At 43.5% G+C, this 20,286-nt stretch carries 24 protein-coding genes; 18 read left to right on the forward strand and 6 right to left on the reverse strand.

Annotation, left to right across the window (positions count from 1 at the left end; genetic code table 11):
• The first annotated feature begins 5 nt into the window (after positions 1-5).
• The 3 genes from FKG96_RS07700 to FKG96_RS07710 are packed head-to-tail and all read left to right on the forward strand — an operon-like array spanning position 6 to position 3,772.
• Entirely contained in the window at positions 6-503 is a 498-nt protein-coding gene (locus FKG96_RS07700; RefSeq protein WP_130856311.1) for a (2Fe-2S)-binding protein, read from the forward strand.
• Positions 496-1,515: a xanthine dehydrogenase family protein subunit M gene (locus FKG96_RS07705; protein WP_130856312.1), complete on the forward strand. Its 1,020-nt coding sequence runs from the start codon at positions 496-498 to the stop codon at positions 1,513-1,515. Before FKG96_RS07700 ends, FKG96_RS07705 begins: the two co-directional genes overlap by 8 nt.
• Positions 1,516-1,531: 16 nt before the next feature.
• Entirely contained in the window at positions 1,532-3,772 is a 2,241-nt protein-coding gene (locus FKG96_RS07710; RefSeq protein WP_130856313.1) for a xanthine dehydrogenase family protein molybdopterin-binding subunit, read from the forward strand.
• Between the two features lie 19 nt (positions 3,773-3,791).
• Here the strand turns inward: FKG96_RS07710 and FKG96_RS07715 are convergent, their stop codons facing one another.
• Positions 3,792-5,108 (reverse strand): DUF389 domain-containing protein, encoded by a 1,317-nt coding sequence (locus tag FKG96_RS07715; protein WP_130856314.1) that lies wholly within the window; start codon positions 5,106-5,108, stop codon positions 3,792-3,794.
• A 90-nt stretch (positions 5,109-5,198) separates the two neighbouring features.
• Here FKG96_RS07715 and FKG96_RS07720 point away from each other — a divergent pair, with 90 nt between their 5' ends.
• The 9 genes from FKG96_RS07720 (at position 5,199) to FKG96_RS07755 (ending at position 11,180) form a co-directional block, all read left to right on the forward strand.
• A complete protein-coding gene (locus tag FKG96_RS07720; RefSeq protein ID WP_130856315.1) occupies positions 5,199-5,441 on the forward strand; it encodes a hypothetical protein in 243 nt (80 codons plus the stop codon).
• Positions 5,442-5,538: 97 nt separating this feature from the next.
• A complete protein-coding gene (locus tag FKG96_RS07725; RefSeq protein WP_130856316.1) occupies positions 5,539-6,615 on the forward strand; it encodes an AI-2E family transporter in 1,077 nt (358 codons plus the stop codon).
• 64 nt (positions 6,616-6,679) lie between these two features.
• Positions 6,680-6,865 (forward strand): CsbD family protein, encoded by a 186-nt coding sequence (locus tag FKG96_RS07730; protein ID WP_130856317.1) that lies wholly within the window; start codon positions 6,680-6,682, stop codon positions 6,863-6,865.
• A 433-nt stretch (positions 6,866-7,298) separates the two neighbouring features.
• Complete coding sequence (locus FKG96_RS07735) at positions 7,299-8,150, forward strand: STAS domain-containing protein (RefSeq protein WP_130856318.1); 852 nt, start codon at positions 7,299-7,301, stop codon at positions 8,148-8,150.
• Between the two features lie 24 nt (positions 8,151-8,174).
• On the forward strand, positions 8,175-8,588 hold the full coding sequence (locus FKG96_RS07740; protein WP_130856319.1) for an STAS domain-containing protein: 414 nt from the start codon (positions 8,175-8,177) through the stop codon (positions 8,586-8,588).
• Entirely contained in the window at positions 8,560-8,982 is a 423-nt protein-coding gene (locus FKG96_RS07745) for an anti-sigma regulatory factor (RefSeq protein WP_130856320.1), read from the forward strand. The genes FKG96_RS07740 and FKG96_RS07745 overlap by 29 nt, the downstream gene beginning before the upstream one ends.
• Positions 8,983-9,233: 251 nt before the next feature.
• Positions 9,234-9,410 carry an AgrD family cyclic lactone autoinducer peptide gene (locus tag FKG96_RS27205; RefSeq protein WP_371718439.1) on the forward strand — a complete coding sequence of 59 codons (177 nt, stop codon included), beginning with the start codon at positions 9,234-9,236 and terminating at the stop codon, positions 9,408-9,410.
• 89 nt (positions 9,411-9,499) lie between these two features.
• Positions 9,500-9,982 carry a SpoIIE family protein phosphatase gene (locus FKG96_RS27210; protein ID WP_371719649.1) on the forward strand — a complete coding sequence of 161 codons (483 nt, stop codon included), beginning with the start codon at positions 9,500-9,502 and terminating at the stop codon, positions 9,980-9,982.
• Position 9,983: 1 nt separating this feature from the next.
• Complete coding sequence (locus FKG96_RS07755; RefSeq protein ID WP_165446982.1) at positions 9,984-11,180, forward strand: sensor histidine kinase KdpD; 1,197 nt, start codon at positions 9,984-9,986, stop codon at positions 11,178-11,180.
• Positions 11,181-11,349: 169 nt separating this feature from the next.
• On the opposite strand, the gene FKG96_RS07760 is transcribed toward FKG96_RS07755, so the two are convergent.
• Positions 11,350-11,805, reverse strand: coding sequence for a PA2169 family four-helix-bundle protein (locus FKG96_RS07760; RefSeq protein ID WP_130856323.1), 456 nt, complete (start codon positions 11,803-11,805; stop codon positions 11,350-11,352).
• A gap of 171 nt (positions 11,806-11,976) precedes the next feature.
• On the opposite strand from FKG96_RS07760, the gene FKG96_RS07765 reads away from it, so the two are divergent.
• From FKG96_RS07765 to FKG96_RS07780, 4 genes are all read left to right on the forward strand, one after another.
• Positions 11,977-12,441: a BLUF domain-containing protein gene (locus FKG96_RS07765; RefSeq protein WP_130856324.1), complete on the forward strand. Its 465-nt coding sequence runs from the start codon at positions 11,977-11,979 to the stop codon at positions 12,439-12,441.
• A 61-nt stretch (positions 12,442-12,502) separates the two neighbouring features.
• Positions 12,503-13,363, forward strand: a complete 861-nt coding sequence (locus FKG96_RS07770) for an SDR family oxidoreductase (protein WP_130856325.1) — start codon at positions 12,503-12,505, stop codon at positions 13,361-13,363.
• 58 nt (positions 13,364-13,421) lie between these two features.
• Positions 13,422-13,829 (forward strand): helix-turn-helix domain-containing protein, encoded by a 408-nt coding sequence (locus FKG96_RS07775; protein ID WP_165446983.1) that lies wholly within the window; start codon positions 13,422-13,424, stop codon positions 13,827-13,829.
• A gap of 54 nt (positions 13,830-13,883) precedes the next feature.
• Positions 13,884-14,138: a hypothetical protein gene (locus tag FKG96_RS07780; RefSeq protein WP_130856327.1), complete on the forward strand. Its 255-nt coding sequence runs from the start codon at positions 13,884-13,886 to the stop codon at positions 14,136-14,138.
• On the opposite strand, the gene FKG96_RS07785 is transcribed toward FKG96_RS07780, so the two are convergent.
• Positions 14,131-15,972 (reverse strand): FG-GAP-like repeat-containing protein, encoded by a 1,842-nt coding sequence (locus tag FKG96_RS07785; RefSeq protein ID WP_130856328.1) that lies wholly within the window; start codon positions 15,970-15,972, stop codon positions 14,131-14,133. The two genes, FKG96_RS07780 and FKG96_RS07785, sit on opposite strands and share 8 nt — an antisense overlap.
• A 349-nt stretch (positions 15,973-16,321) precedes the next feature.
• On the opposite strand from FKG96_RS07785, the gene FKG96_RS07790 reads away from it, so the two are divergent.
• The gene (locus FKG96_RS07790; RefSeq protein WP_130856329.1) at positions 16,322-16,555 is read left to right on the forward strand and encodes a hypothetical protein; all 234 of its coding nucleotides are present in this window, start codon (positions 16,322-16,324) and stop codon (positions 16,553-16,555) included.
• Positions 16,556-16,765: 210 nt separating this feature from the next.
• Positions 16,766-17,422: a response regulator gene (locus FKG96_RS07795; protein WP_130856330.1), complete on the forward strand. Its 657-nt coding sequence runs from the start codon at positions 16,766-16,768 to the stop codon at positions 17,420-17,422.
• A 96-nt stretch (positions 17,423-17,518) separates the two neighbouring features.
• Here the strand turns inward: FKG96_RS07795 and FKG96_RS07800 are convergent, their stop codons facing one another.
• The 3 genes from FKG96_RS07800 to FKG96_RS07810 all read right to left on the reverse strand — a co-directional run bounded on the left by FKG96_RS07800 (position 17,519) and on the right by FKG96_RS07810 (position 20,035).
• The gene (locus tag FKG96_RS07800; RefSeq protein WP_130856331.1) at positions 17,519-18,430 is read right to left on the reverse strand and encodes a substrate-binding domain-containing protein; all 912 of its coding nucleotides are present in this window, start codon (positions 18,428-18,430) and stop codon (positions 17,519-17,521) included.
• A 71-nt stretch (positions 18,431-18,501) separates the two neighbouring features.
• Positions 18,502-18,975 (reverse strand): DsrE family protein, encoded by a 474-nt coding sequence (locus tag FKG96_RS07805; RefSeq protein ID WP_130856332.1) that lies wholly within the window; start codon positions 18,973-18,975, stop codon positions 18,502-18,504.
• Positions 18,976-18,994: 19 nt separating this feature from the next.
• On the reverse strand, positions 18,995-20,035 hold the full coding sequence (locus FKG96_RS07810; protein WP_130856333.1) for a c-type cytochrome: 1,041 nt from the start codon (positions 20,033-20,035) through the stop codon (positions 18,995-18,997).
• Positions 20,036-20,286 lie beyond the last annotated feature (251 nt).

The raw sequence follows: 20,286 nt of genomic DNA on the forward strand, positions 1-20,286 counted from the left end.
ATCCAATGGAAAATAAAGAGCAATTCAACGGACTGCAAACGGTTCGCTTAAGGGTCAATGGGGAAGAGTATAAATTGCAGGTATTGCCCTGGGTAAGTCTCTTGGACGCCCTGCGCGAACACCTAACCCTCACGGGGACAAAAAAAGGCTGCGACCATGGGCAATGTGGTGCCTGCACCGTTCTTTGTGATGGCAAACGCATCCTAAGCTGTCTGACGTTGGCTGTGTTAAAAGATGGCGCTGAGATCTTAACAATAGAAGGCATTGCCGGTGATACGCAACTTCATCCAATGCAGCAAGCATTTATTGAACATGACGCTTTTCAGTGCGGCTACTGTACCCCCGGACAAATATGCAGTGCAATTGGTTTGCTGAAAGAAGGAAAGGCAAAGACGCGGGAAGAGGTGCAGGAGCTGATGAGCGGAAATCTTTGTCGCTGTGGCGCCAATGTTGGCATCATCGATGCTATTATGGAAGTAAAGGACGGAGGCCTGTATGAATAACTTTGCTTTTTTGCGAGCTGAAAATGCGGATGATGCCGTACGTGCCGTTAACGCCAATACCCACGCCGCTTTTATTGCCGGCGGCACTAATCTCATTGATATTTGGAAATATAACCTGAGGCACCCAGAGCTGTTGGTCGATATTAATCACTTGCCGGATTGTAGCGCGATCACCGAAACGGTGGATGGTGGACTAAGATTAGGGGCATTGGTTACCAATGCCGATACGGCTTATCATCCTTTGATTGAGTCGCGATACCCTTTGCTTTCTAAAGCGATCCTTGCCGGGGCTTCTGCGCAGATACGTAACATGGCGACCGATGGCGGTAATTTGTTGCAGCGAACACGCTGCTATTATTTTTACGATGCCAATGCGCCGTGCAATAAGCGGGTTCCGGGTTCCGGTTGTGCTGCGATCAACGGATATAATCGCATACATGCCATTTTGGGAGCAAGTGAGCACTGTATCGCCGTTTTTCCTTCGGATATGTGCGTAGGTTTGGCAGCTCTCGCGGCGGTTGTGAACGTAACCGGCCCAAATGGCGAAAGGCGTATTCCGTTTGCCGACTTTCACCGATTACCCGGTGATCAGCCTGACCTTGATAATAATTTGCAGCATGGCGAATTGATTACTTCGATAGATTTACCTCCAAAGGGATTTGAGCAAAATTATTCCTACTTGAAACTGCGCGACCGGCAATCGTATGCGTTTGCCCTCGTGTCTGTGGCAACCGGGCTTGAACTGGATGGTGATGTGATTAAGGACGCGCGGATCGCTTTAGGCGGTGTTGCGCATAAACCCTGGAGGGTTGCCGAAGCCGAAGAGTCGCTAAAAGGCAAGGCAGCGACACCTGAAAATTTCGCTGAAGCAGCAGCTGTTATTTTACGGGGCGCCAAAGGATACGAACACAATAGCTTTAAAATAGAATTAGCCAAACGGGCGATCATCCGTAATGGTATGATGGCCACGGAACCTGAGTCACAGCGACCGGGTGCAAAACCTTCACTTTGATTTAATAGGCAAGATTATGGCAATGAAACCCAGCGTAGGACAACCGCTTAGCCGCTTGGAAGGAAGGCAGAAAGTGACCGGTGCTGCCGAATATGCAGCGGATTACAAGGTGCCAGGATTACTGTATGGATACGTAGTCAGTAGTACGATTACCAAAGGCAAAATTATTCGTATTGACACCAGCGCAGCAAAAGCGTTGCCGGGTGTGGTGGAGGTATTGACGCACGAGAACCGGCCAGGCCTTGCTTGGTTCGACCTGCAATATGCCGATATGGATGCGCCTCCTGGTACGGTCTTCAAACCATTATGCGACGATAAAATACGGTTTAACGGCCAGCCCGTGGCATTGGTTGTGGCGGAAGATTTTGAGATGGCCCGCTATGGGGCAACGCTCGTTCAACTGAATTATGAAGAGGAATCATTCGTGACCTCTGTTGAGGCCAATTTGGGTGCAGCACGAGCGGCCAAAAAAGGAATCGCTACGGCGTTGAAACCACCGCCACCGGCGCCTACGGGTGACTTTGAAAAGGTTTATAGTGCAGCACCGATTAAAGTTGATGCTGAATATCAGCACGGCATCGAACATCACAACCCGATGGAGCTTTTCGCAACCACAACCGTGTTTGAAGGCGATGGCAAACTGACTATTTATGATAAAACGCAAGGTACCATCAACAATCAGTTTTTCGTAGCCAATGTCTTCGGTCTTCGCTATAAGGACGTGCGTGTATTGGCACCCTATGTGGGCGGAGCCTTCGGTTCGGGCCTGCGACCTCAATATCAGCTTTTTTTATCGGTAATGGCGGCTCTTTATCTTAAACGCAATGTCCGGGTTGTGCTGGATCGCCATCAGATGTTCACCTTGGCGCATCGGCCACAAAATATGCAGCGACTACAGTTCGCTACCGACGAAAATGGAAGGTTGACGGCTGCTCGTCACGCGGCTTTTGTGGAAACGTCGTCTTATGAAGATTACACCGAAGTCATTTCATCTTGGAGCCACCGCTTGTATCCGATACCCAACACACGGTTTGAATACAAGGTGGTACCCCTTGATCTATCTACACCTATCGATATGCGGGCACCGGGCGGTGTAACCGCTATGCATGCCATCGAATGCACAATGGATCAGTTGGCATACAAATTAGGCATCGATCCGCTTGAATTAAGGCTGCGTAATTATGCAGAGGTCGATCCGTCAACCGGAAAACCCTTCACTAGCAAAGCGCTCAGGGAATGTTACCAACAGGCAGCAAGCAAGTTCGGCTGGAGCGAGCGTAACCCCGAGCCGGGCAGCATGAAACGTGGTAATAAACTGGTTGGCTATGGTATGGCAACGGGTGTGTGGGACGCTTATCAGTTTCCGTCGCGCGTGCAGGCTATGATAACAAAAGAAGGAAAATTGAAGATAAATAATGCGGTTACCGATATTGGAACCGGAACGTTTACGGTGATGACCCAGATTGCCGCAGATGAATTGGGATTGCCTATTGAAGACGTGATTTTCGGGTATGGAGACAGCAAAAAGCCTTTTTCCATGTTTCAAGGTGGTTCGTCAATGACCAGTTCTACCGGTGTGGCGATCGTTATGGCTGCGAAGGCCCTTAAGGAAAAACTGCTGAAAAAAGCAAAGGAGATGCCTGAGTCACCGCTGGTTGGCGTTGCTGAAAAAGATATAACCTTTAAAGATGGAAGTATCTCACTGCGGAACGATCCGTCTGTGCATGTCAGTTTCCGGGCGATTGTTGCGGCTAACAAGGGACAGGTTATCAAAACCACCAAAATGGGGAAGCCTCACTTGTTGAAGCTGCGAAAATATAGTAAAATGACGCATAGCGCATCCTTTGTAGAAGTGGAGGTAGACAAAGACTTAAAAACGATTGTAGTTACCCGTGCCGTTACCGCTGTAGCGGCCGGTAAAATTATCAATCCAAAAACGGCACGCAGCCAAATAAGTGGATCGATGGTATGGGGCATTAGTAAAGCACTTCACGAAGAGTCTGTTATCGACGAAAATCTCGGTAAATATGTTAACCCTAATCTGGCCGAATACCATATTCCCACCCATGCGGACATTCACCAATTGGAAGTTATATTTGCGGATGAAAAAGATGAGCTGATTAATGAGTTAGGCACGAAGGGAGTTGGCGAGATCGGCTTAGTCGCCATGCCCGCGGCGATTGCAAACGCAATATTCCATGCCACGGGCAAGCGCATCAATAGGCTGCCTATTCATTTTGATGAATTATTGGCATGAGCCGCATTTTTACGAGCCGCTATAAGGCTCTTTCGATGTACACCCGAATAGAGTCTTGTTGCAAGCGATGTTGGAACCATGTCGTAATACGTTCTTTGTTTGCAAACGTTTTTTTGATATCCCTACTTTGAAGTGTTAACGAATGATAGCGTTGCATTTTCAGCGAATCGTTGTAGAAAACTTGCTCTGCTGTAGCACATGCCTGCACTTCCGGAAATAAAGGCTTCAACTCCTTTAAAAGTTGCTGTCCTAAAAGGCTACGCTGCTGTATGCTATCTTGGCGCTTTAGATTGAGTGACAATTCGGAGCGCAATCGGTTTATTTCTGCTTGTTGCTGGGTTAGCTCAAGCAAATCATTATCCGCATCGGCAAAGGAAAAACCCTGTTGAATAGTGATTTGTGCATCCATCAACGCATAGTTCTTTAATTTTTCCTGTAACTTTTTCTTGGTGGGTTCGGGTATGAGCTTTCCGCCATAAGTTAAATGGATAATCTTCTGCAAAGGATCGATGTCCGACTTCAAGAGGTAATCTCCTTCGATGTACGTTTCGTTTTTTATAAAACGAGTCGCTTCTTGTTTAAACCTTTCTCGTTTGACAAGTACGTAGCCGAAGTATATACTCGGTATCATGGTTATTGTGACGATAATACTCACCCACATGTTCGCGCGTTGCTTAAGGCCTTCCTCGGTTTGATGCCAGATTGGATATTTCAGAAAGCGGACAGTTACTAAGGTTGCTGCCGCAATGAAGACTGTGTTTATAGTAAATAAGTAAAAGGCTCCAAAAAAGTATGACCAATTGGCGGTCGATAAGCCATAACCTGCTGTGCACAGTGGAGGCATCAAGGCCGTAGCGATCGCTGCCCCCGGAATCACATTGCCTTTTTGTTTACTGGAAAGGGCTACGATACCTGCTAAACCACCCACCATAGCAATAATAACATCATAGATATTTGGTTGTGTACGTGCAAGTAATTCAGAGTGGGCTTCACTCAGCGGGGTTAGCAAAAAGTACAAGGTGGAGGTGGCAAGACTGGCACCAACCGCGAAGCCGAAGTTTGCAAGGGCTTTTCGGAATAGCTTAAAGTCATAGGTAGCCAAGCTGTATCCCATTCCGAGAATAGGCCCCATCAGCGGAGAAATCAACATGGCACCGATAATTACGGCCGTTGAGTTGACATTCAGTCCCACACAGGCGATAACGATGGCAAAGATCAGAATCCAAAGATTCGTTCCCCTGAAGTAGATGCCTTTTTCTACGGTTTCATGGATTAAACCATATTCCTCGCGCTCCGACGATATATTAAATTTTTCAATCAGTTTATAAATGTCCATATAAAAGCTTCCTTTCTTTTTCGGAAGCGCTTCTAAAATAGTAATTATCTTTTATTTTAGGAGAGTGCCTACCGCTCTATGTATAATATCTTGAATAATTATTTTAAAGCGGGCTCGGCTACACCGAAAGATAGCCCTGTATGCCATCGCATACTGAAGGTTCAGTCGGGAAGAAATAACTTAGCCTATAAGGTATATGGACGGGCTTATGTAAACGGTAATATTATGGAAGGAAATAAGCAGGTAACTGAAGATAATTGGAACGGCGGCGTGCAGGAAGAAAATAAGGCCAATGCTGAACCGTATACAGAACATAAACTCAAAAATTATTGATACAACTTTTTATGTTATATTTTGTTTACCAAATCATGGCTATCAATAAAAGCAACAATTTAAGCCTTGAATAACTGGTTGCCGAAAAAAATACAATATGATTAAAACCCAACTAGCAGTTAATAAATTACTCTTACTTGTACTTGTCATCGCCATATTATATGTAGGGAAACCATTTCTTATTCCCATAGCTTTGGCAGGTGTGCTTGCTACTTTGTTTGTTGGTATAGCGAAAAGGCTGGAAGGCTGGGGACTAAATAGAGCCCTGTCCTCATTAATTGGTGTATTGTTGATTGTGCTTGCATTTGCAACAATAATAGCCTTATTAGTTTGGCGTTTAAGTGATTTTTCCGAAAACCTGACCGGTATGCAGGAGCGGGTGCTTGCCCTGTTCGAAAAATTAAAGGCTTGGATGGACCAGACTTTAGGTATTTCTTCGGATCAGCAAGCAGCGTTGGTGGATAAGGCTGAGCAGTCGATCGGAAGCGACGGAGGAAGCCGTACGATTTTGTCTTTTGCCGGCGGCACCATGAGTATTTTGGTAGACAGCTTGTTGGTACTGGTTTATACTTTTCTTTTTCTTCTTTATCGTTCTCGATTAAAGAACTTCATCCTTAAATTGGTAGATAATACCAAGAAGAATCAGACCGAAAAAATCATCAATAAATCCGCCGATGTTTCTAAGAATTACTTAGCCGGGCTTGCACTGATGATTGTCATGTTGTGGATCCTCTACGGCATCGGCTTTAGTGTTGTCGGTGTAAAAAATGCGCTGTTTTTTGCCATTCTTTGTGGAGTGCTTGAAATAGTCCCTTTTGTTGGCAATATAACGGGAACTTCCCTTACGGTATTAGCTACGGTTGCTCAAGGAGGCGGAAGCGATAAGATCATTGGCGTACTCGTTGTTTACCTGGTGGTTCAATTTGTGCAAACTTATATCCTCGAGCCTCTGGTAGTAGGTGATCAAGTGAATATTAATCCCTTATTTACAATCATCGCATTGGTTTTGGGCGAATTGATTTGGGGCATAGGGGGTATGGTATTGGCTATTCCGCTGCTTGGGATCATTAAGATCATTTGCGATAATGTTCCGGCCTTACAGCCCTTCGGATATTTGATAGGCACTGATCAGAAAAAGAAAAAGTCCTTTTTCAGATCTAAACAGGCGTCATAATATTATTCAAACAAATAGGCATGGGCGGCGTTATTAAATAAACAACAAAAAGAGGAGACAGGTTATGGACGATTTAAAATTAAAAGGTTCGTGGAACGAGCTGAAAGGAAAAGTGAAACAGAAATGGGGTGAATTAACGGATGACGATTTAACCTATGCAGAAGGACAGGAAGAAGAATTGATCGGTAAGCTTCAAAAGAAGACCGGCCAAACACGAGAAGAAGTTGTCAACTATTTAAATAGCCTTTAGACTAGTTCACATAGAAGAAGAGGCCTTATTCTTCGGAATAGGGCCTCTTTGTTTTTATTCGTAAATGTTTACCTCTTAATAATTGTCCAAATTGATAACACTATTTCCCGAACCGGATATAAACTCCCATTATTTCTCAAACTAACACGATAAATGCTATAATCAGTGGTAAAGATCTTATACCATGGCTATAGCTAGGCTTCTATATTTGGAGTGCTAACCCTTCGAAGGATAGTCGAAACAGCTGATCTTATTCATAAACCGAATAATGGCAAACATTAAGTTGGCATTTTATATCTGCGCTGTACTGGCAATGCAGCGAAGGGCCAGATTGCAAAAGTGACAGAAAAATATTCGGCGGATGAGAATCAGCTGACCAATTTTCTTTTTTGTGAAAAATACTGTAACATTACAAAATAATTTAACTAATACGATGGCAGCAGAAATCACAAAAATCTTTAAGAAGAAAAAGGCGGCAATTGCCGATCGCTGGATGAAAAACCAGCTCGCCGATGAGTTGTTAAGGGAGGACTTAATCAGCAATGAAGAGTTACGGGAAGAGTCGGACGAATTGGTTGAGGCGCTGATAAAAAGCATAAACGAGAAAAATCTAGGCAGTCCCGAATCTTCGGATTTCGACCATGTGATTGAGTTATTAGGCGGCATATCGTTGTCTAGAGCTAAACAAGGCTTTAGCCCGAGAGAAACGGGCCTCTATATTATGAGCCTGAAGGAAGCCTTGCTGCAAGTTTTGCAGGAGGAAATTAAAGATCCTGCTGAGTTATTAGCCGCAACATTGAATGTTAGCCGTTTGGTTGACAGCTTTTCCATCGTAACCTTCGAAACTTTTATAAAAGGCCGTGAGGAGGTAATTCTACGCCAGACAGACGAAATCAGCGAAATATCGACGCCGGTTATTCGTGTTTGGGATGGCATATTGGCCTTGCCGATTATTGGTACTTTAGACAGCGCGCGGACACAGGTGGTCATGGAAAACTTACTGACGGAGATCGTTGAGTCTGGCAGCAGCATAGCCATATTAGACATATCGGGCGTGCCCACAGTCGATTCGCTGGTTGCTCAGCATCTGCTCAAAACGGTCAGTGCGACCCGTTTGATGGGAGCGGAGTGCATCATCAGCGGGATCCGTCCCGAAATTGCGCAAACGATCGTTCATTTGGGTATCGACTTAACCGGCATTGTTACCAAGGCGTCCCTCGCCAGTGCCTTGGCATTTGCCTTTACATCATTAAAGCTAGAAGTAAAAAAAGTGGTCAGCAGGTAATTCCGTTGGTTTAAATTATAGGTGATGGATAGAATTCCAATATTGAAAATGGGCCAGTTTTTACTGGTCACAATTCAGGTAGATTTATACGATCGCTTAGCGCTGGAGTTAGAGGCCGACTTGGTAAAAATGGTAAGTAAAACCGGGGCAAAAGGGATATTGATTGACATCTCAGCCGTTAGTATCGTTGACTCCTTCATGGGTAGAATCATTGGTAATATAGGGGTGATGTCTAAGTTGTTAGATGCGGAAACGGTTGTGGTAGGCATGCAGCCCGCAGTGGCCATCACATTGGTTGAACTTGGTTTGCCCTTGCAGGGTGTCTACACGGCGCTAAATGTGGAAAGAGGCATGGATCTATTGAGATCAAAGGTTCAGTTGACAGAAGAAGATGAAACAGATCCTACAAATGATAACGAAGATTATCTCGCTGAATAAAGACAATATGTCTATTGGTAGGGAGCAGGATGTAGTGCCCTTTCGTAATCGGGTAAAGGAGTACGCCGTAAAAATTAAGATGAGTTTGGTGAATCAAACGAAGCTCATCACGGCGGCAAGCGAGCTTGTGCGGAACATGTTACGTTATGCTAACGGCGGTGATGTACTGATCGAGATCGTCTCTTTAGGTCGACAACACGGTGTAAGGCTCACATTTAATGATAAGGGGCCGGGGATAGCGGACATCAAGCTGGCCATGAAAGATGGCTATTCTACCGGTAAAAGTTTAGGACTGGGTTTGCCGGGCGCAAAGCGGCTCGTGAATGAATTTGAGATAAAAAGTGAATTAGGAGCTGGAACGAAGGTTACCATAACAAAATGGGCTAATGGTTGACGCTACGCATCAGCGCTTTTTTGCTGCAGACCGGAGTTATTTTTCCATCTTAAAGAAAGAGATACACAGCATGGTGGCTTCGGCGGGCTTTGATCCGAAGAAAATTGATAAAATTGATTTAATACTGGCCGAATTAACCTCCAATCTACACAAATATACAAAAGGTGGCGAAATTTTAGCAGGCATTATGGGCGATGCTGATCTTAGCTATGTCGAACTGATTTGCATCGATAATGGGCCGGGCATGAAGGATGCTAAATCGATGTTGGTGGACGGTGTATCAACCAAAAGTACCTTGGGGCATGGTTTGGGTAGCATATCGCGCTTATCAGACGAATTTGATTTGTTTTCCCAACCAAATTGGGGAACTATCGTGCTCAGCAGAGTATATAAACATACGGTGCGGAAAAAGGAAAAGGTTGCCGTAGATGTACGACCGCTCGTGATTGCCAAGCCGAGCGAGCTCACCAGTGGGGATGGCTTTTACAAAAAAATCATTGGAAACAACATCAAATTCATGTTAGCTGATGGTTTGGGGCATGGGCCAGACGCTAATTTAGCAATGAACGCTGCGGTGGAAGCGTTTAAGCGTTGTCCTTTCGATTCGCCAACGGAAATTATCCAGTTCATACATCCGGAAGTACGCAAAACACGGGGCCTGGTTGCGACAGTTGCGGTACTTGACACGAAAACAAAACATTTGAAAATTTCCGGTGTTGGTAATATCTCAACGAGATTACAAGGCGCTGTACTTTCAAAAACGCAGCTTCCGTATAATGGTATTATTGGACATAACATTCCGCGAACTATGAACGACCACATATTAGATATACGCTATTATAGCAAATTGATTCTATGCTCCGATGGCATCCGGTCACGATGGGAGATTAACAAATATCCGCAAATAATCCGGCATGATCCCTCCGTTTTGGCCGCAGCTATTTATAAAGACTATGCCCGACAAACCGATGACATGTCTGTTGTTGTTATCAATATGTAAAATGACTGAATTGGCCTATATTACCCTCGAAAATGAAATGGATCTGACGCTCGCTTATAAAAAGTCGATCCAAGTAGCCGAATTGATTAAATTGACGGTGGCTACGCAAACAGTTTTTGCTACGGCAGTGTCCGAGGTCAGCAGGGAAATTATGGATAAAGCTTTTGAAGGTGCCTGTACCATTGGCTTTACACAAGTGAAAGACCGCTATGCGCTCAGCGCGAAGCTGCGCTTTCGTATTGATGAAGACTTTCCAAAACATAATGAGGGTTTTGATTACGCGCGCAAGCTAGTGCCTTTAATGGAAGCGAGCTTCTCAGAACAAGAGGGTTTTGTTTTGCTACAGATGGCGATTCCAACATCCAGTAAGATGGACGAACAAAAGATGGTTCTTATTAAACGGCAGATTAGCCTTCAAGGGCCAATCAGTGCGTATGAGGAATTAAAATTGCGAAATGCCGCACTCAGTTCAACTAATCAGGAACAAGAGCTTGAACTCATACATGCGAAGTACTTAAGCGAGCAGAAGAGTGAGTTCCTATCAATAGCTAGTCATGAATTGAATACACCAATTACAATATTGAGAGCTTTATCACAAATTTCGCTGCGGCTGGTTGATCCCAATGAGATTAAATTGTACGGTCACTTGCAAAAGGTGGAAAAGCAGGCAGGAAAACTGGTGACGCTTACGCAGCAGTTGCTCGATGTTTCTAAAATAGAACACGGCCAATTTACGTACAATAAAGAGTGGGTGCCCTTCAAGGATTTTATGTTGTCGGTCATCGAGTCTTTTAAATTATTAGCCCCTGCCCATAAAATTTCGTATGAATTAGGTGCCGACTGTGAAATGCAAATCGATAAAAATCGCATTGAACAGGCGTTGGCTAATATTGTAGGTAATGCTATCAAATATTCCGAAAAGGGAACAACCATATCGATTAGGACAGCTGTTCAAGATGATGTCGTGCGGATTACGGTTGCAGATGAAGGTATCGGTATGTCGAATGAAACGCTAGCGAAGATCTTTGAAAAATTTTATCGCAGCGATATGGCTCATTCCCAATACAAAGGACTGGGTATCGGTCTTTTCGTGGCTTCGAAGATTATCAGTGATCATTTTGGATCCATAAATGTTAAAAGTGAAGAAGGAATGGGGTCATCATTCGCGATCGATTTTCCAAAATTGATACTCCGATAACCTATATATATTGAAATCTCCGTAACAAAATAGCTATACATCTTTTTTGATATTGTAATTGTCTATTGAAACGCAAATACGTTAACGCCGTCCTTTAAAAAAATCCCTCTTATGAGGGATTCATTTTTACGACCATAACCAAAGACTAAAAGGCAATTCTGTGATGTACTTACACTTCGCTGTCGCGTAAAGCTTTAATCTTATCGTGCGATAACTTTAAACTTGCTTTTTGTTTCTGAATAAGCGCAAGGGTGTCTGGCGCAAGTTCATTTTCTTCAATTGCCATCTTGTACGCTTTCTGTGCTGCATCTTCGCCTCCTTCGCAGCTTGCCAGTACCGACTTTCGATCGCTTCCCGTAAACATGGCTTTCACATCCATCCAAGCCCGATAGATTTTTCCACTGGCGGTGGTGCCTTCTTCAATTTCAGCACCGGTCTTTTGAACTTCTGATATCAGTTCCATGTTATAGTTCCGACTCTCCTGAATCATATCCCGAAAAAGAGCTGCCAGATCCGTATTCGCGTCATCCAATTCTTCGATGGCTCTTTCATAACCGGCGATCCGATCATTATTGATTTCGATTAGATCATTTAATACCTCTGCTTTAACTTTCGTGTTTTCCATTGTTTTTCTTTTTTTAAGTAAATGTATGGACGCCCATGTACTATATGGGTTCCCATAGAAGTCAACAGGTTTATTTTGAATTTGTTTTGTGTCGTCGCAAAACCGTGTAAATGACCACATCACAAAGGCGGCATGGTTTTGGTTCTTCTTTTATCGTACTAAAACAACCTTATGAAAGAAGAAACCTATCAATTAATCTATACGAGCCAAGCTACGTCTTTGTTGTCGGTCGATCAGCTCCGAAAAATAGATCAAAAAGCAACCTTTTATAACCCCATCCATGATATTACCGGAATCTTGTTGTATGCCGAAGGCTTATTTTCGTCCAAGCTACAGGGAAGATTTTTAGGCGTATTGGAAGGCTCTTTTGAAGCGCTTGAGAAGCTAGCACGGATTATTCAGAAAGACGGCCGCCATTTCAACCTTGTTGTACTGTATATGGGGCTACGCGAGCACCGAGATTATATCCGCTGGAGACTTGGTTATAGGAAGAAAGAAAATAAAAACGACATTATTAGTCTTGACGAATTTTTTGATATTGATTTGCTTTTCGCTGAAAATGACTTAGAGAAAGAACAATATCTGTCACAGTTTATATATTTTGAGAATTACGGCAATTCAATGAGCGGAGCCTAATGTAAACAAGTCCTGCTTATGGTTGTTAATTAATCATTCATAAACAGTATAAGATTACAGGATGATGGAAAACACAAAAAACAATCGACCGGAAAAGCAACACCGCCAGCCGGGTATAGAAGCAGAGATGAATCCCGCGCCTGAGTACATAAAAGATAGTTATAAGGCCGCAGGTAAATTGGAGGGAAAAGTCGCTTTGATTACGGGAGGTGACAGCGGTATTGGGCGGTCTGTTACCGTTCATTATGCCAAGGAAGGAGCAGATGTTGCCATTGTTTACCTGGATGAGGATGTAGACGCGGAGAGAACAAAGCAGTTAGTAGAGGAAGCCGGGCGAAAATGTCTATTAATAAAAGGCGACGTGAAAGACAGTGCATTCTGTAAAGATGCCGTAAAAAAGACCGTGGCGCATTTTGGCAAATTAAATGTGCTGGTAAATAATGCGGGCATGCAATTTCCACAAAAGGATGTGAAGAATATCACAGATGAGCAATTAGATATTACCTTCCGTACGAACATTTACGCGTACTTCTATTTTGCGGAAGCAGCATTGGAACACATGACCGCGGGCGATAGCATTATCAATACGACCTCGGTTACGGCTTATCGATCTTCCCCTGCCTTGATAGACTATTCATCTACGAAGGGTGCGATTACTACTTTTACGCGATCATTGGCTACGAATCTGAGTGAAAAGAATATTCGGGTAAATGGTGTAGCGCCAGGCCCGGTATGGACACCGCTGATTGTATCGACATTCGACGAGAAAAAGATTCAGGAGTTTGGTAGTGAAACAGCTATGAAACGTGCCGGGCAGCCTTCAGAACTCGGCCCCGCTTATGTGTTTTTAGCTTCGGACGATGCTTCTTTTATAACCGGACAGGTGATCCATGTGAATGGGGGAGAAGTGATCAATGGATAATTGGTAGCATAATTGCAATTTTTTTGTCTGCAATTGAATGGACAAATAAATTATGGCTATGACTACTGATTCCGTTGATGGATCGATATTTTATTTCGATGACGCTAAACTTGATTTCCTCGAAGAGACGATGTGTGTGTTGAACGGGAAGTGGAAGCTACGGATTATTGTTGCACTTTCAAAAGAAGTTTGCACGTTTAAAGATATTCAGGATGTGGTTGATGGCATATCGGCCCATTGCCTAGCGAAAGAACTCAGGCATCTGCAACTGCATGGCCTTGTGCAGAAAAAAATTAACATGAAGCTACGTCCCCTGCGCATCGAATACTATCTTACCAAATATGTCGAAACGCTTCAAGATGTATTTCAAACGCTGAGCGATTGGGGGCAAATGCACCGATTTAAGCGAAGCGGTGATACAGACTGCTACGAAGACTTGGGTAGAAGAAAACAGGAAAGTTTTTAACGATGCGCAACGAACGGAAAAAAATAGCGGCGGTAAAACTATTTTGGCAAATAGGTGTCATGTTTAGCAAATAGTACAGGTCGTACACAAAATATTACGGTTGATGGGGTGGAAGCGGACATCCGCCTATTATGTGTAAAAACGGGAGTGTCAAAAGGTGGTGAACACCTAGAAAACGCGTCATTGCGAGGGAGAATGACGAAACAATCTGCGGTTTTACATCGTTGTCATCGCCTACCAGGCCAGCAGGGCGGCAATGACAACGATGATGAACTTTATACACCTCCTTTTCTAATTATGATTACTTAGCGAAGTAATTCCGTAGGTTACCCTCATTTTCCGCATAATCCCATCGGATTTGATCTGCTTTTCCATCACCAGTGATGTCTGCATAATAGAAGTTGGTATTGGCGCTCTGCGAGGTGCCTCTTAGTGAATAAATAGGGCCGTCAAAAGTATTACCGGTAGTTGAATAGTAAGCTTTTATTTTGCCCAAATATAGATCCGGACGCCAGTAGATTTTATCGGCCCGGCCATCACCATTGATATCCGCAAAATAGAAGGTAGTGGATGCCGAAACGCTGGTGGCGCCTGAATTGCTGAAGGCGCTGGATGCTGTGAAGGTACCATCACCATCGGAGAGATACACCATGGTTTTTCCGGCGTTTAAGCTTGGATGCCATAGCATTTTATCGGCTTTGCCGTCACCGTTTACGTCAGCATAATAGAAAGTGGTACCGGCGGTGGTGCTGGCGCCTTCTGAACCGTTAACTACCATACCACTAAAGTTGCCGCCCGACGTGGCAAGGTATACCCTTGTTTTACCCGAATCGAAAGTCGAGTTCCAATAAATTTTATCGGCCTTGCCGTCACCATTCACATCGGCGAAATGAAATACTGTAGTCTTGCCTGCGCTCGTTCCTTCGGGATTATCCACGACGGTCGAACTGAAATTACCGCCCGTGGTCGCCAAATAGACGCGGGTGTGACCGGCATTTAAGTTTGGATCCCATAAAATCTGATCGGCCTTACCATCGCCGTTCACATCCGCATAATGATAACGGCTAGTGCTTAGGGAGGAAGTGCCGGCGGCATGCGCAATTGCCGAAGCGGCAAAAGTGCCATCTCCATTGGAAAGGAATACTTGTGGCCTACCGCTATCATAGGTGGGGTTCCAATAAATCTTGTCCTGTTTCCCATCGCCATTTACGTCGGCAAAATAAAAGTTGGTACCGGCACTGCTGCTTTTGCCATTGACATCGTTGTGCGGGCCGCCAAAGATGCAAGGGACATAAGTAGCTATGATGGGCCAATGATCGGAAGGCCAATAACCGTTATAGCTGGTGGTAATAACACGAGAAGAGGTGAAGGCCATGCTTCTGTCGCTCATAATCCAATCCAATTTGGAACTGCCTGTAGCATCCCAGCCGTGAAAGGTATAGTCGCCTGAGCTATCTCCCAAGGCATCTACCACGTCCAATTCATTTTTGAGATTTAAAATTTCGGTGGTACCAGGCTTTGCATTAAAATCACCAAACACAATCACCGGCAGGTTGTCCGTATTCTCTTGCTTTACCAAGGCCGCCAGCGCTTTCGCATTCTCAATTCGTATAGCTTGCGAATCATATTGCCAATGACTGTTACTGATAAAGTATCGGTTGGAGGTGATTTTATCTTGTAATACCACCCAGGTAGCGGTATTGATGATAGGTGAGGCACCTAATCGTGAGGTGCCGCTTCGTTGAAGACTAAAACGTACATTTTTAAAAAAAATGGCTTTGGGTGTGCCGGTGATCCTTGTGTCGTAATATTCGCCATAACCCAGATCAGCCATTTGGACTCTAAACCACGTTTCGAAGGAGTCGTCAGAAAATTCCTGTACGCCAAACACGTCGGGGGCACTGTCTACAATAATCTGACGGATACTTCCCTTTCGCTCATCAATGCTTTGCGGATCGCTGTCATCATGATGCCTGACATTAAAGGATAAGACTTTAAAAGGGTTTCCACTGGCGAGCAAGGCAAGATTAGGCGCCGCTTGTAAGGAGGCTGCTTTAGCTGAATCATTAGGGGCGTTCATTTCTACCTGTTTGCAGGCTGCTAAACATAACACGCTTGCAACGACTAAGACTGTTTTTTTCATCCTATAAATATTTAAGTTTTGGTAAGCTTATTTGTACGTTGATGTAAACTGCCGCCGCTGCCTCTATCTGAAAATCTATACCGATCTCGTCAACAATAAACAAGCATAAATGAATAATATTAAAGAGACAAGATAGGTGTTTTTAAGAAAATGAAATATTATTTAATTAATAAATAAATGTTAGGAAATGATGTACAACTTGTATAAGGGGACGTCGCTACATAATCTTCTGAGCCAAATCATTAGGTAGGCGACGTGATGCTCATTTAAAAAGGAAAACATGATAAAAGTCATTTTTTTTAAAATAAAATAGCGTAATTTTGTCCAACTATCTTATTGAAATGCAGTTATGCCCCTAAGTTTAGAATCCCTTGGAAAACTGCTCAAGGCAGAAATCCATACAATAGGCGATATTAGCCTTATTCCTTTGAATGAACATTATATCTTGACAGAAAATCCGATTAATAAAGAGGTAGAATTGGATAACTTGGAAACCTATGAATCTATTTCACTTTCGACGTATGATATTACCGATATCCTGGATTTTAAATCGATCCATCTACTCAAGAATTATTACCAATAATAGGCTTAATAGAAGCCTGCAATAAATACCAGATTTATTTGCTTGTGATCATTGAGAATATTTCCCACAATTTCGCATTTAATCATGCCGGCCCGATAATAGTGGCTATTATACTTGATGAACCGAAATAATTTCAGTTACTTTATTCATCAATTATAAAGCTAGGAAAGCGAATCAAACCTGGTTCGATCAACTATAATTCGGTAGCCTATGAAAGCAACCATTGGCATTGTGGAGGATCACACGTTAGTGTTAAAGTCCTTGGAAATTATTATTAGCTCTTTCTCTTGTTTTGAGGTGACTTTACTGGCGGATAGCGGTTTCTCTCTATTTGAACAGTTAGACAAAGGGGAATCGGTACCGGATATTTTGTTAATAGACGTGCTCATGCCTGAAATGAACGGAGATGAGGTGGCAGCACGCGTCAAAAAAAAATATGCAAACGTTAAATTGGTTGCGATTTCCGGGCTCGACGATTCGGTCAGTGTTATGAAAATGATCCGAGCCGGTTGTTGTGCGTATTTGCAAAAAAATATAGAATTAGAAGAATTGGAAGGTGCACTTCAGGAGATATGGATGAAGGGTTATTACAACAATTACCTGACGAACATGGGGTTTCAGGCTTCCAATACAGATTGGATGGACTTAAGAGACCGAGAATTGGAGTTTCTTCGTTTAGCTTGTTCCGACTTAAATTACCATGAAATAGCTGATTGCATGTGCCTTTCCATTAAAACAATCGACGGTTATCGGGCTTGCTTGTTTGCGAAATTTGGTGTGAAAAGTAGAGTGGGTTTAGTGTTGGAAGCATTAAAACATAATCTAATCTCTTTAACATCGCAAGCCTATTTGAAACGTAAGTATTAGTTTACTTGCTCCACCCTCCGCGTAATCAAAGGTGGTAAATAATAAAAAGAACAAGGCTGTCTTAAAAGCGAGACTGCCTTGCTCCATGACTAACTTTTAGTCGGTTTCAAAGCCATATTTCTTGTAGATCGCTTTTGCTTCATCGGAGGCTAAATAGTCGATAAAGTCGGCAGCCGCCCGAGGATGGGGTGCTTGCTTTAACTTACCGGCCATGTAAGTCGCGCGTATGTTCTGTTCATCCGCTATCGGAATCAATTCAACCGGGTGGCCGATCATTTTCTGATAATAAGCTTCGGAGTACCACACGGGGGCCACATCGCTTTGTCCGTATAATATACGCAGTGGACTTTCACGATGATGGATGCGTGTTAAATAAGTACGGTTGTTTTTTACTTTTGTCTGCATGATGGTTTCATACAAAGTTTCACCTCCGGCTTTTTTATAAGCGGCTTCAATCTGACGCCCGATTCCCTCCCAAGCCGGGTTCGGCATGCTGACCCGAATATCTTTTTTTCCTAGATCTTTTAAGGCCTTAATTTTTTTCGGATTTTTCTTTGGAACCATTAAGGCTAATTTATTGTACGCATAGACTTCCGTACGATCAAAATAGCTTGCCATCTCTGTTATCCGATTTTTTCCTGCGGTATAGACATCGGGTTGATGGGTAATCCGTAGATTGCCCATAGTCAGCGATCCGCCTTCTATTTGCTTTGCCAATATACCGGGCGGAAGTGTTTCAGCAAAGATGCGCTGGTACTCGGGATGCTTCTCCTTAAATCCACTAAGTAGCTCATCGATGCACATAAATTGATTACCCGCGAAGAATACAACGAGTTGCGGATTTTCCACATCACCATATAAATCAGGTGCATTGTTTATACCAGGCACGGTAAATTGGACACTCGATTCCGGTGGCGTATTCCAAGGCGGGTCATAATGGTGCCCTTGTTGTGCCTTAGCCAAGTGAAGGGTGAGTATACTTGCCATAAAAAAGAATGTTGTCTTCATGTTTTGATTTGTTATTGTGTTTGTTCTCTTGATCATTGTCTTGTTTCCTGTGTGTTCTGATTGGTAAGCGATCAAGGCTTAATAATCGTCCAGCCCTGGGCTGAGCGAATAACCAACTCGCCATTTCCACTGGGTACATAGGCAATAAAGTCATACAACTCTTCTTTTTTCAGTTTTCTTTCCTTTAAAGAATTTAAACATTGGGCTACAATTACGCCTTGATCGATTAAGCTTTTTAATGCGGCTTCATATTTGCCATTTTTTAGGTACGCTTCCGTACCTCCCGAGAAAGCAATCAGCTCTATTTCGATTTTTCCTTTTAGTCGCGGATCTTGCAGTACATTGTTGATGTTCCGTATGGCCTTTTCGATGGTAGCCGGAGCGTTACTATCCAGTTGATAGATGGCGCGATACCGAGGTTGGATCGCCTCGGCACCTTGATAAGCCCTGTTACGGATAATGGCTTGGCTATCTTGGGCATAAACAAAAGATGCTAGACTTAAAAATAAAGCAGTAGCGAGAATAAATGGTTTCAATGATTTCATGATCGATATGGTATTAATGTTAAAAATTAAAAGGTCCTAATTTATGTTGTGTTATGGTAATCCGATCTATATAAGGCGGATAAGGGCAATCCTTTGGCTTTTTGGTCAGATCGGGATAGTCCAATTCTTTATTTGCTTTTTGCGGTCTGCTAAAGGAATTGATATAAGCAGCTACGTCATAGGCCTCTTCATCCGTTAAAATCGGGTCTTCGGCAGTTGCGCCCAAGGGCATATTCCCTTTGATGAATCGAGCCGCTGTCAGTAAACGGGCCATGCCTGCTCCGTCATTGAAAGAATCGTTGCCCCAAAGCGGAGGGTATAGATAACCTTTTCCGTCGCCACTTTTACCTCGACGGCTACCCTGTCCATTTTCGCCATGACAAGTTATACAATATCTTTTGAATACAGCGGCTCCTTTTATCCTATCAGCTGCTCGATTGGGTTTGTTTAGTTGAACGAATCCTTGCCCCTCGATACGCTTACCGATTGCGACATCTCGGCTGAGATGCTTTATGTAGCTGATCATAGCGCGCATCTCTTTACTATCAACCGGAATAGCTTTTCCATTCATGCTTCGTTCAAAGCAACCATTGATACGCTCTTCTAAAGATTCAACTTTATTTTCGCGTCCGATGTAAATAGGGAAGACTCCGGATAAACCAATATAGGGTGCAGCGTAAGCTTTGGTGCCTCCATTTAGATGGCAACTGGAGCAGGCTAGATTGTTACCGGTAACCATTCCTTCCTTTACTTCCGGACCTAGATATTTATAGGTTTCCGTGATTAATCGATGGCCGTAAGCAGCTAGTTCACCTTCTTTACTATTGTCGAAAGGTCTGATTACGGCCTCACTTACGTAGGATAGATAGTCGCCTGCTGTCGTTTTTTCCGCATTAGGGCCGACTACGGGAACCTGTACGGTCCTGCCATGGAGGATATAAATACACGACCCGATTAATAGCAAGATAAGGCACGTAAGGATTTTCGTGTACTTTGTCAAGCGATAAACTTCCTGCCGGGCCGTCTCATCATCTGTAAAAGTTTCTTTTATCTTTTCCATGGTGGCAAATCTAGGTGCTATCTGTATCAGATTTAAACGAGCTTTTTTTATAGGGTATAACCGGAAGTTATGGAGGTTTTGGTTGAATTGTTAAGTAGTTGAGTCGTTGAATAGTTAAGTGGTTAAGTCGTTGAGTAGTTAATTTAGCTAATGTGATGATGTGACAATTAGCCAATGTGATGATGAGCATGCTAGTGGCTGAAAGCTGATTTCTGATACCTAAAAGCTAATGCCTAAAGCCTATTGCCTAT

The organism is Olivibacter sp. LS-1, assembly GCF_008245145.1.
Classification (GTDB): Bacteria; Bacteroidota; Bacteroidia; order Sphingobacteriales; family Sphingobacteriaceae; genus Olivibacter; species Olivibacter oleidegradans.

Bases quoted from the DNA above. Each gene is read 5' to 3' on its own strand.
- FKG96_RS07735 (WP_130856318.1), top strand. From the start codon at position 7,299: ATGGCAGCAGAAATCACAAAAATCTTTAAGAAGAAAAAGGCGGCAATT.
- FKG96_RS07800 (WP_130856331.1), bottom strand. From the start codon at position 18,430: ATGAAGACAACATTCTTTTTTATGGCAAGTATACTCACCCTTCACTTG.
- FKG96_RS07700 (WP_130856311.1), top strand. From the start codon at position 6: ATGGAAAATAAAGAGCAATTCAACGGACTGCAAACGGTTCGCTTAAGG.
- FKG96_RS07765 (WP_130856324.1), top strand. From the start codon at position 11,977: ATGAAAGAAGAAACCTATCAATTAATCTATACGAGCCAAGCTACGTCT.
- FKG96_RS07785 (WP_130856328.1), bottom strand. From the start codon at position 15,972: ATGAAAAAAACAGTCTTAGTCGTTGCAAGCGTGTTATGTTTAGCAGCC.
- FKG96_RS07795 (WP_130856330.1), top strand. From the start codon at position 16,766: ATGAAAGCAACCATTGGCATTGTGGAGGATCACACGTTAGTGTTAAAG.
- FKG96_RS07740 (WP_130856319.1), top strand. From the start codon at position 8,175: ATGGATAGAATTCCAATATTGAAAATGGGCCAGTTTTTACTGGTCACA.
- FKG96_RS07745 (WP_130856320.1), top strand. From the start codon at position 8,560: ATGATAACGAAGATTATCTCGCTGAATAAAGACAATATGTCTATTGGT.
- FKG96_RS07770 (WP_130856325.1), top strand. From the start codon at position 12,503: ATGATGGAAAACACAAAAAACAATCGACCGGAAAAGCAACACCGCCAG.
- FKG96_RS27210 (WP_371719649.1), top strand. From the start codon at position 9,500: ATGTTAGCTGATGGTTTGGGGCATGGGCCAGACGCTAATTTAGCAATG.
- FKG96_RS07705 (WP_130856312.1), top strand. From the start codon at position 496: ATGAATAACTTTGCTTTTTTGCGAGCTGAAAATGCGGATGATGCCGTA.
- FKG96_RS27205 (WP_371718439.1), top strand. From the start codon at position 9,234: ATGCTAAATCGATGTTGGTGGACGGTGTATCAACCAAAAGTACCTTGG.
- FKG96_RS07730 (WP_130856317.1), top strand. From the start codon at position 6,680: ATGGACGATTTAAAATTAAAAGGTTCGTGGAACGAGCTGAAAGGAAAA.
- FKG96_RS07810 (WP_130856333.1), bottom strand. From the start codon at position 20,035: ATGGAAAAGATAAAAGAAACTTTTACAGATGATGAGACGGCCCGGCAG.
- FKG96_RS07790 (WP_130856329.1), top strand. From the start codon at position 16,322: ATGCCCCTAAGTTTAGAATCCCTTGGAAAACTGCTCAAGGCAGAAATC.
- FKG96_RS07725 (WP_130856316.1), top strand. From the start codon at position 5,539: ATGATTAAAACCCAACTAGCAGTTAATAAATTACTCTTACTTGTACTT.
- FKG96_RS07755 (WP_165446982.1), top strand. From the start codon at position 9,984: ATGACTGAATTGGCCTATATTACCCTCGAAAATGAAATGGATCTGACG.
- FKG96_RS07805 (WP_130856332.1), bottom strand. From the start codon at position 18,975: ATGAAATCATTGAAACCATTTATTCTCGCTACTGCTTTATTTTTAAGT.
- FKG96_RS07760 (WP_130856323.1), bottom strand. From the start codon at position 11,805: ATGGAAAACACGAAAGTTAAAGCAGAGGTATTAAATGATCTAATCGAA.
- FKG96_RS07710 (WP_130856313.1), top strand. From the start codon at position 1,532: ATGGCAATGAAACCCAGCGTAGGACAACCGCTTAGCCGCTTGGAAGGA.
- FKG96_RS07715 (WP_130856314.1), bottom strand. From the start codon at position 5,108: ATGGACATTTATAAACTGATTGAAAAATTTAATATATCGTCGGAGCGC.
- FKG96_RS07775 (WP_165446983.1), top strand. From the start codon at position 13,422: ATGACTACTGATTCCGTTGATGGATCGATATTTTATTTCGATGACGCT.